At 54.8% G+C, this 14,742-nt stretch carries 15 protein-coding genes and 1 pseudogene; 9 read left to right on the plus strand and 7 right to left on the minus strand.

What is annotated here, in order from left to right:
* The first annotated feature begins 181 nt into the window (after window positions 1-181).
* From ACY1JZ_RS23200 to mmuM, 4 genes are all read left to right on the plus strand, one after another.
* The gene (locus tag ACY1JZ_RS23200; protein WP_462631103.1) at window positions 182-1,483 is read left to right on the plus strand and encodes a S1C family serine protease; all 1,302 of its coding nucleotides are present in this window, start codon (window positions 182-184) and stop codon (window positions 1,481-1,483) included.
* A 47-nt stretch (window positions 1,484-1,530) separates the two neighbouring features.
* Window positions 1,531-1,698 carry a CxxH/CxxC protein gene (locus ACY1JZ_RS23205; RefSeq protein ID WP_270166966.1) on the plus strand — a complete coding sequence of 56 codons (168 nt, stop codon included), beginning with the start codon at window positions 1,531-1,533 and terminating at the stop codon, window positions 1,696-1,698.
* Between the two features lie 133 nt (window positions 1,699-1,831).
* A complete protein-coding gene (gene mmuP / locus ACY1JZ_RS23210; RefSeq protein WP_462631104.1) occupies window positions 1,832-3,208 on the plus strand; it encodes an S-methylmethionine permease in 1,377 nt (458 codons plus the stop codon).
* A 48-nt stretch (window positions 3,209-3,256) separates the two neighbouring features.
* Entirely contained in the window at window positions 3,257-4,312 is a 1,056-nt protein-coding gene (gene mmuM / locus ACY1JZ_RS23215) for a homocysteine S-methyltransferase (RefSeq protein ID WP_462631105.1), read from the plus strand.
* Window positions 4,313-4,483: 171 nt separating this feature from the next.
* On the opposite strand, the gene ACY1JZ_RS23220 is transcribed toward mmuM, so the two are convergent.
* Genes ACY1JZ_RS23220 through ACY1JZ_RS23230 form a run of 3 tightly spaced genes read right to left on the minus strand, consistent with a single transcriptional unit; the run spans window position 4,484 to window position 6,695 of the window.
* Window positions 4,484-4,915, minus strand: coding sequence for a hypothetical protein (locus ACY1JZ_RS23220; RefSeq protein ID WP_270166961.1), 432 nt, complete (start codon window positions 4,913-4,915; stop codon window positions 4,484-4,486).
* An 11-nt stretch (window positions 4,916-4,926) separates the two neighbouring features.
* On the minus strand, window positions 4,927-5,466 hold the full coding sequence (locus ACY1JZ_RS23225; protein ID WP_270166960.1) for a LytTR family DNA-binding domain-containing protein: 540 nt from the start codon (window positions 5,464-5,466) through the stop codon (window positions 4,927-4,929).
* Window positions 5,467-5,513: 47 nt separating this feature from the next.
* The gene (locus ACY1JZ_RS23230; protein WP_462631106.1) at window positions 5,514-6,695 is read right to left on the minus strand and encodes a serine hydrolase domain-containing protein; all 1,182 of its coding nucleotides are present in this window, start codon (window positions 6,693-6,695) and stop codon (window positions 5,514-5,516) included.
* Window positions 6,696-6,950: 255 nt separating this feature from the next.
* Between ACY1JZ_RS23230 and ACY1JZ_RS23235 the strand changes: the two genes are divergently transcribed.
* The gene (locus ACY1JZ_RS23235; protein ID WP_462631107.1) at window positions 6,951-7,085 is read left to right on the plus strand and encodes a hypothetical protein; all 135 of its coding nucleotides are present in this window, start codon (window positions 6,951-6,953) and stop codon (window positions 7,083-7,085) included.
* Here the strand turns inward: ACY1JZ_RS23235 and ACY1JZ_RS23240 are convergent.
* A complete protein-coding gene (locus ACY1JZ_RS23240) occupies window positions 7,082-7,555 on the minus strand; it encodes an SRPBCC family protein (RefSeq protein ID WP_462631108.1) in 474 nt (157 codons plus the stop codon). The genes ACY1JZ_RS23235 and ACY1JZ_RS23240 overlap by 4 nt on opposite strands.
* A gap of 237 nt (window positions 7,556-7,792) precedes the next feature.
* On the opposite strand from ACY1JZ_RS23240, the gene ACY1JZ_RS23245 reads away from it, so the two are divergent.
* The 4 genes from ACY1JZ_RS23245 to rlmH all read left to right on the plus strand — a co-directional run bounded on the left by ACY1JZ_RS23245 (window position 7,793) and on the right by rlmH (window position 11,903).
* Window positions 7,793-8,203, plus strand: coding sequence for a MerR family transcriptional regulator (locus tag ACY1JZ_RS23245; protein WP_270166956.1), 411 nt, complete (start codon window positions 7,793-7,795; stop codon window positions 8,201-8,203).
* A gap of 120 nt (window positions 8,204-8,323) precedes the next feature.
* Window positions 8,324-9,784, plus strand: a complete 1,461-nt coding sequence (locus ACY1JZ_RS23250) for a hypothetical protein (RefSeq protein WP_462631109.1) — start codon at window positions 8,324-8,326, stop codon at window positions 9,782-9,784.
* A 511-nt stretch (window positions 9,785-10,295) separates the two neighbouring features.
* Window positions 10,296-11,237, plus strand: coding sequence for an SH3 domain-containing protein (locus ACY1JZ_RS23255; protein ID WP_462631110.1), 942 nt, complete (start codon window positions 10,296-10,298; stop codon window positions 11,235-11,237).
* A 186-nt stretch (window positions 11,238-11,423) separates the two neighbouring features.
* On the plus strand, window positions 11,424-11,903 hold the full coding sequence (gene rlmH / locus ACY1JZ_RS23260) for a 23S rRNA (pseudouridine(1915)-N(3))-methyltransferase RlmH (RefSeq protein ID WP_462631111.1): 480 nt from the start codon (window positions 11,424-11,426) through the stop codon (window positions 11,901-11,903).
* A gap of 627 nt (window positions 11,904-12,530) precedes the next feature.
* On the opposite strand, the pseudogene ACY1JZ_RS23265 reads toward rlmH, so the two are convergent.
* The 3 genes and pseudogenes from ACY1JZ_RS23265 to ACY1JZ_RS23275 all read right to left on the minus strand — a co-directional run.
* Window positions 12,531-13,589, minus strand: a pseudogene (locus ACY1JZ_RS23265) (recombinase family protein); the annotation flags it as partial.
* A complete protein-coding gene (locus tag ACY1JZ_RS23270; protein ID WP_462631112.1) occupies window positions 13,564-14,013 on the minus strand; it encodes a recombinase family protein in 450 nt (149 codons plus the stop codon). The pseudogene ACY1JZ_RS23265 and the gene ACY1JZ_RS23270, both read right to left, overlap by 26 nt.
* A complete protein-coding gene (locus ACY1JZ_RS23275; protein ID WP_462631113.1) occupies window positions 14,006-14,641 on the minus strand; it encodes a helix-turn-helix transcriptional regulator in 636 nt (211 codons plus the stop codon). Before ACY1JZ_RS23275 ends, ACY1JZ_RS23270 begins: the two co-directional genes overlap by 8 nt.
* Between the last annotated feature and the right edge of the window lie 101 nt (window positions 14,642-14,742).

The following is a 14,742-nucleotide window of genomic DNA, read 5'->3' on the forward strand; positions in this document are numbered from 1 at the left end:
ATCTATGCAATCTATTAATAGTGTAGTCGATTCATCCGAAAAACATTCCTGTCGCAGCCATATTTCCCGCTGCAGCAAGTTGCTGTGGCGTGTGACAATGCAGTCGAGGATGCGGGAGAAAAGAACGGCAGCTTAAAATATAGTCTTGATGCGTGCGGCATCGGGAGGGGCGATCGGTGCAATGAGTTTGTTCGACGACGATTTTTTTTCGACGAAGGTATCCCGCAAGGCTCGCTTGGAACAGAGGACATCGATGCCCCGGTTCAGCTCGAAGATTCGCTGGACGCCAGTCCGCATCGCCTTTACGTCTTCCTTGATCAGCGCCCTCGCCGCTGTACTGCTGTTCGGCCTGATGTTTGATACGGGGGCGGCCAGGCATGAGGCAGCAGGATCACTGCAGGCACTCGACCCGTATGAGCGGCCTATTGTTGCAGCGGCCAAGATCGGGCCGGCTGTTGTGAGCATCCTGAATGAGCAGAAGCTGGCTGCCCGTCCGGGCAGCGGTACTGCGAAGGGCGAAGGCGGTGCAAGCGAGGAAAGCGCGGACACAGAGGCCGTCTATCAGACAGCCAGTATGGGCTCCGGTGTCATCTTCCAGAAGGATGACGGGAAGGTTCGCATCATTACGAACTATCATGTTGTAGATGGCGCCGAATCGATCAAGGCGGTGCTGGCAAGCGGGCAGGTGCGGACAGCACGGCTGCTCGGGAAGGATCAGATCACCGATCTGGCGGTGCTGGAGATGGACGGGAAGGGCATCGACACGATCGCTGATATCGGCGATTCGATGGCGCTGCGCGACGGAGAAACCGTCATTGCGATCGGCAACCCGCTGGGACTGGGCGATTCGCTGACGATGGGGATTGTGAGCAAGACGCGGCGTTACATTCCCGTCTCGCTGAACCAGGACGGCATCTATGATTGGGAGCAGGAAGTGATTCAGATTGATGCCTCGATCAATCAGGGCAACAGCGGTGGTGCGTTGATCGACCTGAATGGGCGGCTGATCGGCATTAACAGCATGAAGGTGGCCGATTACGGGGTAGAGGGACTGGGCTTTGCGATACCGATGCATAATGTGTTGCCGATTGTGGAGAGCCTGATCCAGTATGGCAAGGTGAAGCGTCCTTATCTGGGTGTCTACACGCTCGATCTGGAGCAATATTATGCCCAGAAGGCCTATGCTGCCGAGACCAAGGGCAAGGATAGCGATGTGGCGGACAGCGAGGAGCTGAAGCTGCCGAAGGATGTGAAGCGCGGCGTGATCGTGCTGGAGGCTGTCGGGCCGGCGAAGAAGGCGGGGATCAAATTTAATGATGTGATCGTCAGGCTGGATCGGCAAGAGATTGGCAGCATGATGGAGCTGCGCAAGTACCTGTACACAAAAAAACAAATTGGTGATACAATTGAACTGGCCTTTTACCGTGATGGCGAGCTGAACAAGGTGTCGTTCACCCTGGCAGAGCTGGCGGAAGAGGAATAACCAATCAGGGCTGAACAGCCGACAGAGATGGAGCTGCATACCCGACTATGTATTGTATTTGCAAAGAGCATGTTGAATTGGCAATTGACAAGTTTGTAGACGAATTCGAGGATGCGCCGGATGTGGTGGATCTGAAGGAGACCCATTTTGCCAATTGGGACCCTCCGGTTAAGTGCGAGCTGTGCGAGGAGCCTGCAACGTTCCTCGTTGTATAGCAGGAGACGGATTGAGCCCGGAATGCACCAGTAGCGGTGGATGACCGGGCTCTTCTTATATGCCATCTCCGGAGAGATGGACAAGTGTCACGGGCAGTTGCAGCAGCAATCAATAGGTGAGGAGCACGTCATGATGGGAAACGAAGAAAAACCGCAATTTCAACGTAAAATGCAGACCCGGCATATCGTGATGCTGTCGCTGGGCGGCGTCATCGGAACCGGGCTGTTCTTAAGCTCCGGTTATACCATTCAACAGGCAGGGCCGATCGGAACGATCTTATCGTATATGGTCGGCGCGATTGCTGTCTATCTGGTGATGCTCTGTCTGGGGGAGCTGTCGGTTCATATGCCGGAGACGGGGGCATTCCACAGCTATGCTGCAAAATATATTGGTCCGGCAACCGGGTATACGGTGGCCTGGCTATACTGGCTAACCTGGACGGTGGCGCTGGGCTCAGAATTCACGGCAGCGGGGCTGCTTATGCAGCGCTGGTTCCCGGATATTAGTGTGTGGATCTGGAGCGCGCTGTTCGCGGTGCTGATCTTCGTGCTCAATGCGATAACCGTTCGGTTCTTCGCGGAGTCGGAATTCTGGTTCTCGTCAGTCAAGGTGCTGACGATTGTACTGTTTATCCTCATCGGAGCGGGTGCAGTGTTCGGCTTCGTACCGATGGCGGATGGTGCGCCTGCTCCGCTGCTGAGCAATCTGACAAGCGCAGGCTGGTTTCCAAATGGCGCCTTCGCCATTGTCATGACGATGCTGGCGGTAAACTTCGCCTTCTCCGGCACGGAGCTGATCGGTATCGCAGCGGGCGAGGCGGATAACCCGGAGAAGACGATTCCGAAGGCCATCCATACGACGCTATGGCGGCTGGTCATCTTCTTCATCGGTACCATCGTGGTGCTGTCCGCGCTGTTGCCAATGGAGGTGGCGGGGGTAACGGAGAGTCCATTCGTTGCTGTGCTTGATCGGGTCGGTGTGCCGTATGCTGCGGATGTGATGAACTTCGTTATTTTGACGGCCATCTTGTCCGCGGCGAATTCGGGTCTATACGCGTCTGCACGGATGCTGTGGTCACTCGCTGATAAGAAGACGATCCCGCCTATGTTCGGCCGTCTGACCGATAAGGGTATCCCGCTCAATGCGCTTATCTTCAGTATGCTGGGCGGCGGTCTGGCCCTGTTCTCCAGTATCGTAGCGCCGGATACGGTCTATATCGTGCTTGTGTCCATCTCGGGTCTTGCGGTCGTAGTGGTCTGGATGAGCATCAGCGCATCGCAGTTGATGTTCCGCAGGGAGTATGTGAGGAACGGGGGCGCGGTGAAGGACCTCGTATACCGGACACCGCTCTATCCATTGGTGCCGATTGCCTCCTTCCTGCTGTGCCTGGCCTCGCTGGTGGGCATCGCGTTCGACCCGGCGCAGCGCGTGGCGCTGTATTGCGGGGCGCCGTTCATTATATTGTGCTATATCAGCTACCATCTGACGGTGCGGAAGAAGGCGCGTTAAATTTGGCGGCATAGAATCCGAATAAAACAGATCAGGAGAGTGACCGAAATGAACGGTGTTGGGAATCCAATCGAGAAGCTATTGGCAGATTACCCGTTAATGATCCTTGATGGCGCGTTGGCGACGGAGCTGGAGCGGCATGGCTGCAATCTGGATGATCCGCTCTGGTCGGCGCGTGTGCTGCTAGAGCAGCCGGAGATGATCTATAAGGTGCATCTGGCCTATTACCGGGCAGGTGCGGATTGCTCGATTACATCCAGCTACCAGGCGACGGTGGACGGCTTCCTGAAGCGTGGTCTGTCGGAGCAGGAGGCGCTAGCGCTGATCGGGAAGACGGTCGAGCTGGCAAGGCGCGCGCGCGATGATTTCTGGCAGGAGTGGCAGCAGCAGGCGGCAGGAATGGCCGCTATGGCTGCTATGGAGGAAGCGTCGGAAGCAGCGGGAGCTAGGGCGGGCTTAGATGAAGGACAGGGCGTCGATGCGGCCCGCGCATCCCGTCCCCGTCCGCTGGTGGCGGCCTCGGTCGGCCCCTACGGGGCGTACCTGGCGGATGGCTCGGAGTATGTCGGCCACTATGGGGTAACGGATGAGGCGCTGGAGCAGTTCCACCGCCCGCGGCTTGCCGCGCTGATCGCGGCGGGTGCCGATGTGCTGGCGATGGAGACGATTCCTTCGCTGCAGGAGGCGCGCGTGCTGGCTCGGCTGCTGCAGGAGTGGCCTGACGCCTATGCGTGGATGTCGTTCTCGCTGCGCGATGCACAATCGATCAGCGAGGGCACGCCGCTGGCGGAATGCGCGGCGGAGCTGGAGGGCTACCCGCAGATTGCTGCGATCGGCCTGAACTGCGCGCCTGCCGCGATCACGGGTGAGGCCGTGAAGACGCTGCGGGCGAGCACGAGCAAGCCGATCATCGTCTATCCGAACTCGGGTGAGGTCTATGACGCGCAGACGAAGACATGGCATAGCGGCGAGCATGAGGCATGCGGCGGCATCGTGGAGCTGGACGCGCAGGCGTGGTATGAGGCAGGAGCGCGCATCATCGGGGGCTGCTGTAGGACCTCGCCAGAGCATATCGAGGCGATTGCGAGAAGATGGCGCGGCTAGAGCGCTGATGGAAGAATGAGGTTTATGAATGGGCCTGATGGTTCTCTAATTCACGGCTAGGCCAGTCGTTGGCCGAGATTGAAGGGTGATTGCCGAAGACTCACCTCCGTCTCCTGCAATCACCTCTCTGTCCTGAAGGACACAGCTCCTTCAGTAGCCCTCGCTCCAGACTCATCTCTCCTTCATCGATGCCTTGAACGAATCCAGCTTGTGCTGAGTTCGTCGATACCACATGTAGTCGAGCAGATTGGCTGCGCCGACGATGCCCAGCACGATCGCCACGACCGGGAGAAATCCCTCCTGGCTATGCCCCTCGTTGACAGTGATCTGGTTCATGCCGATCAGGAGAATGAACGTCACACTCAAGGCAATCAAGCCGTTAATGAGAAAGTAAGTCCTCATCCGTGCCAAGCGAAGCGGGAGCATCGAGGTGATCCATTCCGTAATCAGCCCGATGATGAAGCCGATGCTGCCGCTCGCCAGCACGGACATGACCTTGTAGGACGGCAGCAGCCCAGGCGGAGCTTGAAGCTGTACCATCACGCCGATAACAATACCGAGAAAGAACGATTTGATCACATTTGTAAAATTAACGGTCTCCATGTCTTCCGCTCCTATAAGTTCAATGTGTGCCGCAGCTTCTTGGCGTACATCTTGGATACCTCCAGCTCGACAGCATGATCCATGCGCAGCACGTAGCGAGAGTTGAACCACGGGATAATCTCCTTGACCTGCAGCAGATTGACGAGCTGAGACTTATTGATGCGGACAAATCCCCGCGATGCCCACAGGCTCTCGTAGTAGTGCAGTGTCTCCTTGACACTGTAGCGGCCTGCTGTCGTGCATGCCTGAATGCCATCCGCACCTGCCTCCAGATACAGCACATCGTGAGGCTCCAGCACCGCGAAGCGATTATTGCTCAGGCCAGTGATGGCGCTCAGGTAATGGGGAGTCGTATGGATGCCCGAGACCAGCAGTTGAACGACATCCATATAGTCCAGCGCCTCAAATACGATGCACAGCTTGTCAATAGGCAGTTCGAAGCCGCGCTCCACCAGTGCAAGCGGACTGTCCGGGCGAATCTCGATCTGATGCTTTGCGAGCTGCGGCTGCAATTTTTCCATTACCTTGTGCGAGCATACGAGTTCAACCATTGTGCGTCTCCTAACCGCTGAGTCTGCGATATTTCATCGACGATCCTTCATTTGACGATCATCCGATTATAGATCATTCTGATCCGAATCAGTTGTTGTATAGCCTGCCGCGCATAGTGCAGCGACCCGAAGTTGGCGATGTAGTACGTCTCCTTGGCTGGATCATACAGGACGTAGGTGCCCGTCGATCCCACTCCCCCATACACATCGGTCATCCCTCTCAGCAGGAAGGACAGCTTGCTAAAATCAAAATACATCATGCCCATTCCATAGTAAATGCTCTGATCGTAGCGCTGGCTGAAATCCGTCATCTGTCGATATACGTCACTGGACACCAGAGCCCCCTGTGTGAACGACTTCATAAATGCGAGCAGGTCATCCATCGTCGTGATGATGCCGCCGCCTGCCCAATCGATCGACAGCGCCTTCTTGCCGTTGAAGTCGATGCCATCCACATAGACCCCGAGCGCATCTGCCTGCACGCCATATGGGTCCTTCACATAGCTATCTTGCATGCCGAGTGGCTTAAACAAGCGTTCCTGCATAATATCCGCATAGCTCCGCTCCTCGATTGCCTCCAGAATCAGTCCCAGCAACACATAGCCCGTATCGGAGTAGTAAAATTGTTCCCCCGGCCGACCCACAGGCTGCTGGCGCTCTCTGGTGAAGGCGACAAGCTGCATAGGTGTAAAAATCTCATCTGGCGCTGCCTTGATACGCTCCAGCATTGTAGAGCCGATGACGACCGGGCCTGCAAAATAATCGTTCACTCCCGAGGTATGCGTCAGCAGATGACGCACGGTCACCTGCCCACAGTAATCGATGCCATCGACGACGAACAGGCCGTCCAGCACTTCTTCACCCAGCCACGTTCGGATGGGATCATCGAAGCCCAGCTTGCCTTCGTCGACCAGCATGCCGTAGATGGTGGCGCATAGCATCTTGCCGATACTGGCAGAGTGGTAGGGACTATTCACGCGCGCTGGTTCAGTGGTGGCGAAATTCTTCGTCCCTGCTGCGAATTGCTCCAGGTAGCCGGTCGAAGGGGAGTAGATGGTGAGCAGCACGCTGGATAGCTCATTGTTGCCGTGAGCAACCTTCGTTAGATGCTCCTGAATGCGAGCTGTGACCGAACCTCTGGATAGGGGTCTGTTCATGTAGGCCAGCAGGCCCGCTGCTGCGCCGAGGAGCAGGAGTAGTGGGAGAACAATGCATTGGATGAGTACCATAGTTAGGTAGCCGCCTTTCCGCTTCATGGTTTGGGAATATCCCATACTCTATACGGTGGAGGGCGGGTCTGCATAGCGTTTGCCCCCAAGCGGTCAAAACGGGCGGTTAAGGCGTCTGTAGAACGGTCTGACAGGCGAGGCGGCGCCGCGGGTAACGCAGGTAGAGAGGAGAGCCGCTTCTATGTTTTTCCTTGCCTGGCTATCGTTATTGTATCATTAGATTCAGAAGAAGGTGAGCCGATTCGGCGGAAAAAAATGGGCGGGCATCTGGCTCACCCCAAGCGAGCGGTTATGGTTCAATTGGCTGTGGTGCGTGTGGTGCGGCATCTGAGAGGAGGGCTGATGTCGCTCGGGCCGCCCGCGTCTGCTGGAGCAGCCGCTCTCTGTTAGTGGTGCGAGAGCGGTCGCTGCTCTTCAAGCAGTCGCTTCAATTCGAGATTGCGATGCTCCAGAAACCTACGCATATACCGCTTCAGTACGAGCTGCTCCGCGATGATGCCGAGTACGCCGAGTGGAGCCTCAAAATAGAGCCGATCAGTCATGAAGGTTCTCCCCCCGCGCTCTGCGAATTCATGGTAGTGTCTCAAGCTCTTGAATGCGCCGCGCTGCATCTCGTCGACGAACAGATAGGGAGGCTCGAATGCAGTAATCTTGGAGGTGAGGCGCTGGCGAACCAACAGGTGGGTCGCTTCAAAGGTAACCGTCTGTCCGGGTCCGATGGGGCCGGTGGTCACGCCGGCAACCGCACGCTCACGTGTATGCGGCCATACGGTGCGGGTGTGCAGATCAATATCCCGCGCATAGTCGAAGCATTTCTGAATCGGGGCGTCGATCTCCATTTCGGTTATGACTGTAATCATCGTTGTATTCCTCCATTTACGCTTTGCTTTCATTTTACAACAGAATGGTGTATCCTTCGATCTTCTATCCTGCGGGCATACGTTGAACAAAGGATACGATGAGCGGATAGGCTTGACTCTGAAGTATACTTCAAGGTTTATACTGGTAATAGGGGAGGTTGGTTACTGTGTGGCAACGAAGACGGGGATAATGGGTGTGTCTTAGCTGGCGCTAGGCGCAAAGGAGGGAATAGGGTGATGGCAAGCATGACGCGCGGGGAACTGGCGAGGCGGACGGGAATCAGCGCGGCGACGATCCGCTATTACGAGGACAGTGGCATTCTGCCTCTGCCGCCACGGGCGGCCAACGGCTACCGCAGGTATGCCGAGCATTATCTGATCCAGATCAAGTTCATTCGCGATGCCCAGGCGCTAGGCTATTCGTTGAAGGAGATCCAAGAGGTGCTGCACCTGCTGGGCAGGGATATGCAGCCGGATACGCTGCGGGGGTTGGTACAGGATAAGATTGTGGAGATTGATGACAAGATTGCGGCGCTGCAAAACATGCAGGAGATGCTGCGCGGCCTGCTGCAGACGTCGGAGGAACGGATTCATGAATATCTGGACGCATTTCGCATGGATGACTCAGAGGGGGGAGCGGCTGATTAGGGGGCAAACAAGCTGTAATGTAATGCAATGCAATGTCAATGAAAGCTAAGTTGTCATGTATTCAAGCGGAATGCCACGTAGAACAGAAAGAAGAGGGGGATGGCAATGCGAGGGGCTGAAATGAATAGAAGGTTTGATTCGACCAAGCTGCCCAGCCGGGAGCAGGTGTGGTCGTGGCAGCGGAGAGTCGACGGGTATGGGCCGAGGCTGACCGGCAATGCGGCACATCGACAGATGATCGACGAGCTGGAAGCAGAATTGAAGCAGATGGGGCTGCAAACGTACAGAGATCGGCATCACTTTACGAAATGGGAGGCCAAGCAATGGAGGCTGTCCGTTCTGGCTGAGGGCGACCGAGAGGAGGAGGTACCTGTCTCGTTCTACTATCCGTATTCGGGGAGCACGCCCGCGGAGGGTATTACTGGCGAGCTGGTGTACTGCGGGAAGGGGCCGGGGCGGTTCCGTGATGCGGCCGGCAAGATTGCGGTTGTCGAGGTGAGCAGCCCCCGTCTGCCGTCCGCGTTATTTTGCAAGCGGCGGGCCTCCGATCCGATACACGAGCGTATCCCGCGCATACTGAGCAATTCGGTCATCAGCTCGGTGCTGCGAGGGCCTAAGCTGGAGCAGGCGGCAGCAGCAGGGGTACTCGGCGTCATCTGCATCTGGCGCGATCTGTCGGAGGCGAATGCGCGGGCGCAATACTTGCCGTTCACGACGGGGCCGCAGCAGTGTCCCGCGTTATGGGTGGGCAAGGAGGCGGGCAGCAGGCTGAAGCAACTGGCGGAGCAAGGCGCGCGTGCGCGGCTGCTGCTGGAGGCAGACAGAGAGGAGCGGGCAGAGAGCGATACACTGTATGCGGTATTGCCTGGAAGGAATGAGCAGGAGACGGTTATTATTAACACGCATACAGATGGCCCGAATGCCTGCGAGGAGAACGGGGCTGTCGGCTTGCTGGCGATGGCCGGGTATTTCTCGTCTCTGCCGCTTGCGGAGCGGGGACGCAGTATGGTGTTTGTATTTGTGACGGGACATTTCCAGATTCCACAGTTCGGCATTCACGGGCAGGCTACCACACGCTGGCTGCATGACCACCCCGAGCTATGGGATGGCAAGGAGGGGCATGCCAGGGCTGTCGCTGGCCTGACGCTCGAGCATCTGGGCTGCCTGGAATGGAAGGATCACCAGGAGGGCGCGAAGGTGGCCTATCGAGCGACAGGCCGATTAGAGATGGAGCTGGTCTATACGGGTAATCCGATGCTGGACGAGCTGTATAGAGAGGCGCTGGAGGGTCGGACGAAGGTCAGGAGCATTACGCTGCGCCCGAAGAGCACGATCTATTTTGGCGAGGGACAACCGTTGTACATGGCGGGCATCCCGACGGTGTCGTTAATACCGGCTCCAGATTATCTGTGCGCGACAGGAGCGGCGGGCGGGCTGGATAAGCTGGATGCGGAGTTCATGTATGAGCAGATTATGACCTTCGTGAAGCTGGCGCTCGCGGTGGACGCCACTCCGGTGGAGAGGCTGGGCAAGACGCAGGCACCGGCGAAGGGGATGATTGGGCTGCTGGTGAAGGAATGAGGCAGACTGGAGAGGAGCTGCGTGCGGCTCCTTCCCAGCACTCAGTGCTTCGCTCTATGACGGTAGCCGATCTACCATTGTTCGCGGAACTTTAGGATAGAGGACGAACAGATCGCTCGGGGCAGTGTGAACGGAGGATTGAGGAGAAGGACAGTTAGAGGAACAATGACAGGGGCGTGGGCAGGAACGGACGGTCAGGATGCCGACTAGAACAGGATAGTAGGATCAGAAGGGTGGTATAGGCTGAGGTCGGGAAGCAATATAGCAGGAGGCTATACACACAAGGGGGTAAAGTGTTGTGCAAGATGGCTGACAACCCTTGACGGGGTGGTATATACTGGGTGAAAAGATGAATGGCTGTGCCGCGTGGCATTGATGGCCCTAGCTCTATACGACCGATCATGGGGAGCTATTTTCTGTGCTGCTTTGGTTCGTGGGATGCTGTGGGGAGAGTGGCAAGACGATTCAACTATTTTCACATTTATAGACTTGGGGGAACGGGGACGACATCATGATGCGGCTTATGGGAAGATGGTACATACTATTGTTGTGCTGCTCCGTGCTGGCGGGGTGCAGTCAGGCTGCGACGTCGACAGGATCAGGCGGAGGGATTCGTCCTGAGATTCGTGAGTTATGCTTGCAGGTTGTACAGGAGATGGACGCCTATGTGTTCGACAAGGAGGAGCTGCGGCGAGCGACTGTTCAGGAGAGCATGGACAAGCTGAAGGAGCTTGTGGAGCCAGATGAGTTCGCGGCGTCAACCGCAAGCCTGACCTATGAGGAGGAGCAAGTGGTTACGAGCACGATGTCCATGACATATGCGGCGGTGGAGGAGCGTTGGGACAGATTTTTTGCCAGCTATGCGGAGTTGAACACGACTTTGGGGCTGGGGCGTCAATGGGTTCATGACGAGGATCAGATCTCAGATTCCATCCTATATGAGACAGGGGTCAAAAGCTGGTACCATCGAGGCTCGCTCAATGATACGGTCGGGGAGTCGCAGGCAGCCATCCGATTGGTGGAGGAGCTGAAGGCGACAGAGCCTGTCGAGGTGCTGGAGGTAGTCCCCAGTCGGGACGATGTTCGGAGAGTGAAGGTAACGTACAGGGAAGCAGATGCTAAGCCGGGTGACGAATATATCGTCATTATGGAGTGGTTGCCTCGTGATGTCTATGAATATGAGATTGTGGAAACGATTCAGAGTGGCGCGCCTGCGCCTCAGCCGGAGCCGGAGCCCGAGGTGAGCTATGTGACCGTAGTCGCCAATGAGGCGAATGTGTGGGAGCAGAGCAACGAGGACAGTGCTGTCGTCGCTGTTGTCTACATGGGCGATAAGATCGAGTGGACAGGCCGCGTGTCACAGGAGGTTATGACAGGCAGGCGGTGGTATGTGGTGAAGCTTGACGATGGGGAGACGGGATATATGGATGGGCAGGATATTGTGGAGGACTAGGAGACGGGGAGTAGGGAACGAGGAGCAAGGGGACGGTAGGGAAACGAGGGGTAGACGGATTATCTGGGCGATAGGAAAATGCTTCCGATCTTACGAAAGCTCTGATACATATAGCAGTTCAGATAGTAGGGTAATGCATGTAGATTGAGTAAAAGGAAATGGCGGGAAAGTGGAGGCGAGGTTGCGATGTTGATTCAGATAGCGGCAGTAGGGAAGTTAAAGGAGAAGTATCTGGTGCTGGGGATTGCCGAGTATGCGAAGCGGCTCGGGCCTTATGTGAAGCTGCAGTTAACGGAGGTGCCGGATGAGAAAGCACCGGAAACGATGAGCGCGGCGGAGGAAGCGCAGGTACGGGATCGCGAGGGCGAGCGACTGCTCGCCCAGATCAAGCCGGAGGCGCATGTGATTGCGCTGGCGATAGATGGCGAGCTGTGGTCGAGCGAGGATCTCGCCGTGCAACTGGATAAGCTGGCCACCTACGGCAAGAGCCACATCACATTCGTGATCGGCGGCAGCAACGGCCTCTCTCCCGCCATCCTGCGCCGCGCGCAGCAGAAGCTCAGCTTCGGCCGCATGACGCTGCCGCACCAACTGATGCGGCTTGTGCTGGTGGAGCAGGTGTACCGGGCGGTGAAGATTAATCGGGGGGAACCGTATCGCCTTTAAGGGTAAAATAGAAAGGGACTCCATTAAGGAATCCCCCGATGTATTGCCCGAATCCAGCATCCACGCTTCAACAGGAGCAACAAAGTCATAAGACTGGTTCGCGTCAAGGCGAGTAAGCAAATTAAAGGAATCGTGGTTGATGCGGTCGATAGTAAAGTCGAAGTGCAGATGGATGGCTGTGACCTGACGTCCCTTGCCTCGTGGTGCTTCTGGAGTGATCTGGATGCTCTCGACCATAAGCCGCAACAGAGCCTTCTGTTCATCTGCATCCACCGCCATCAGCTTGTCCTGTATGTGTATCAGCAGATGATGCAAAGCGTCCGCATCTACTGGCGTAGTGTTGTCCTCCGCAATCTTTGCTTCAATGGCTTCGAGACTCTCCTGAAGCTGTTCATGTTGCGTATGAACTTTCATAAGCTCAGGCTTCAGGATGGGTACAAGATCAGGATCATTCATAAGGTTGTCCTTGAGCTTTTGTAGCTTCCTGCCCACGCTGTTCATCTCATCCAGTATGACCTTCTTCTCTGCCTGTAACGGGGCTTCTGCACCCAAGCGAAGCTTGTTGATGTTGTCAGCCAGTTGCCCAGCGATATCCGGTCTGGAAGCAACACGGACAAGCTCCTCAAGTAACTGCTTCTCGGCTACATCTGCCCGGATACTGTTGGAGCGACACACTGTTTTTCCCTTGTTGTGAAATTGCCCGCATGTATAATAGCGGTAAGATTGACCTTTGGCTCCCTTGGAGCGAGCTGGAACCATTCCATGACCGCATACCGGGCATTTCAGCAGCCCACTGAGAATATAAGGCTGATGAGAGCGAGCGGGCTTATAGGAGCGTTCACCAAGCTTGTTATGGACGTTGTTCCATAACTCCAGCGAAATCAATGGCTCGTGTACGCCATCCACCAGCAGGAAATCCGGGTTCTTCCCCTTGCGACGTTTCTCCGCCCAATCGACGACCTGATTGTACCTGATCTTTCCGATGTACATAGGATTGTTGAGGAGGGTCTTAATGCTGTTTGTACTGAAGGGCTTGCCTGTCTTCGAGCGATATCCTTCTTCATTAAGACGCCGGGTGATGGCCTTGAAGCCCATTCCCTGATCGGCGTAATCAAAGATTTTACGGACGATGATAGCTTCGTTCTCGTTGATGACGAGTGCCTTGTCCACGCTGTTGTAGCCTAGCGTTTTTCCTCCGTTGTAACGTCCTTCCTTGGCCCGTTGTTCCATCCCCATTTTCACACGATCAACGATAGAGTTGCGTTCATGCTCTGCAATGGAAGCGGCTATTTGGTAGATAAGCTTGCCTAACCCGGTAGTTATGTCGATAGGCTCTTTTGGACTTTTAAGAGATACATTGTTGCGTTCGAGAACGTCACTGATTTCAATGGCATCTTTGGCCTTACGGGCTAACCTGTCGAGCTTATACACGACGACGGCGTCAATCTTTTTCCTTTCAATGTCTTTTAACAGACGAACCATCTGCGGACGACCCTTGATACTTTTACCACTCACCCCCTCATCCACATATTCGCCTGCAATGTTCATATTGTGTATCTGAGCGTACCTTCTCATTTCTTCCAGTTGAGCTTCAATACTGTATCCTTCCGTAGCCTGTTCTTCGGTGCTTACCCGTGCGTATAACGCCGTTCTGATTATCTTACTCATGTGGTGTGAACTCCTCATAAACAGTTGAATCCTTGGCTTCAAATTGCTGTCGCTTCATCAGGGTCTCTTCTTCTCGTTTCTGAAATTGAAAGAAGATATTGGTCAAAGCACGTCCGAAACCTGTTCTGGTATCAATATGCTCCATGACACTCACCAATCCAATATTGTGCTGATTAAGCAAAGATTCGATCTTGATGAGGTTTTGCAGGGTTCGGGAGAGGCGGTCAAATCTGTAAACGATAATTGTATCAAATAATCCTCGTTCTACATCAAGCAACATTTGTTCAAGCTGTGAGCCATTTGTGGTGTTATCGTCAGTGTATTCACGGATGATCTTTAGTGAGTTCTCGTTTGCATACCTTCTGTTCTCTTCCAGTTGGTTAATGGTATCGAGCAAGTTGGTGCTGGTACGAGTATACAGTGCAGTCTTTGTGTTATTCATTTTCATTGTCTCCTTTAGGTTGGTGGGATGTGATAAGTGCATTTAGTGCTTCTGTCCAAACTTCTTCCTTGATGGGAGGAAAAGCTTCGGGAGAAGTATCCAAGGCGTTGTACAACTCGGATGCTTGTACAACGGGGTGCCGTTCAGTGAAAAGTCGCTCAACTTTTTCTGTTGATTGAAGTTCACCTATAAGTCGAGCTAGTACCGAGATAAACTCTGCCTTCTCCAAGGACTTGCACGAGCGAAGGTCATGAATGAGTCTGACAGTATTATCATTTTGGCACTCATACAACACAGCACCAATGATGGAAGTTCGTATATTCTGTTCCCCTTCATCAATAAAACTTTCAGGATTGCCTGATGGCTCACCGATAGGGATGGGGCGGAAGAAACCTTCATAGAAATCGTCAGTCAAGGCGTCAAATGGCAAGCCGAGGTCTTGCGTGATTTTGTACATCAATTGATAAGCGGGCTTCTTGGAGTCGCCACGTTCAATGGAAATAATGGTCTGTTGTTTAATTTCCATTCGTTCACTCATTGCTAGGGTTGTAAAAGTTTTATTGGTATGGAGCTTGCCGACCTCTCTGCGAAAGAGACGGAGACGGTTGCCAAGATCAGCCGATTTCAAGAACTCATATTCTTCTGGGGTCAACATCCGACGAGGCATATACTAGATCATTCCTTTCATGGGACTGATATTTGTCTTATTTACAGCCAGTATAAACCATG

The sequence above is a fragment of the Paenibacillus sp. J5 genome (assembly GCF_054955055.1).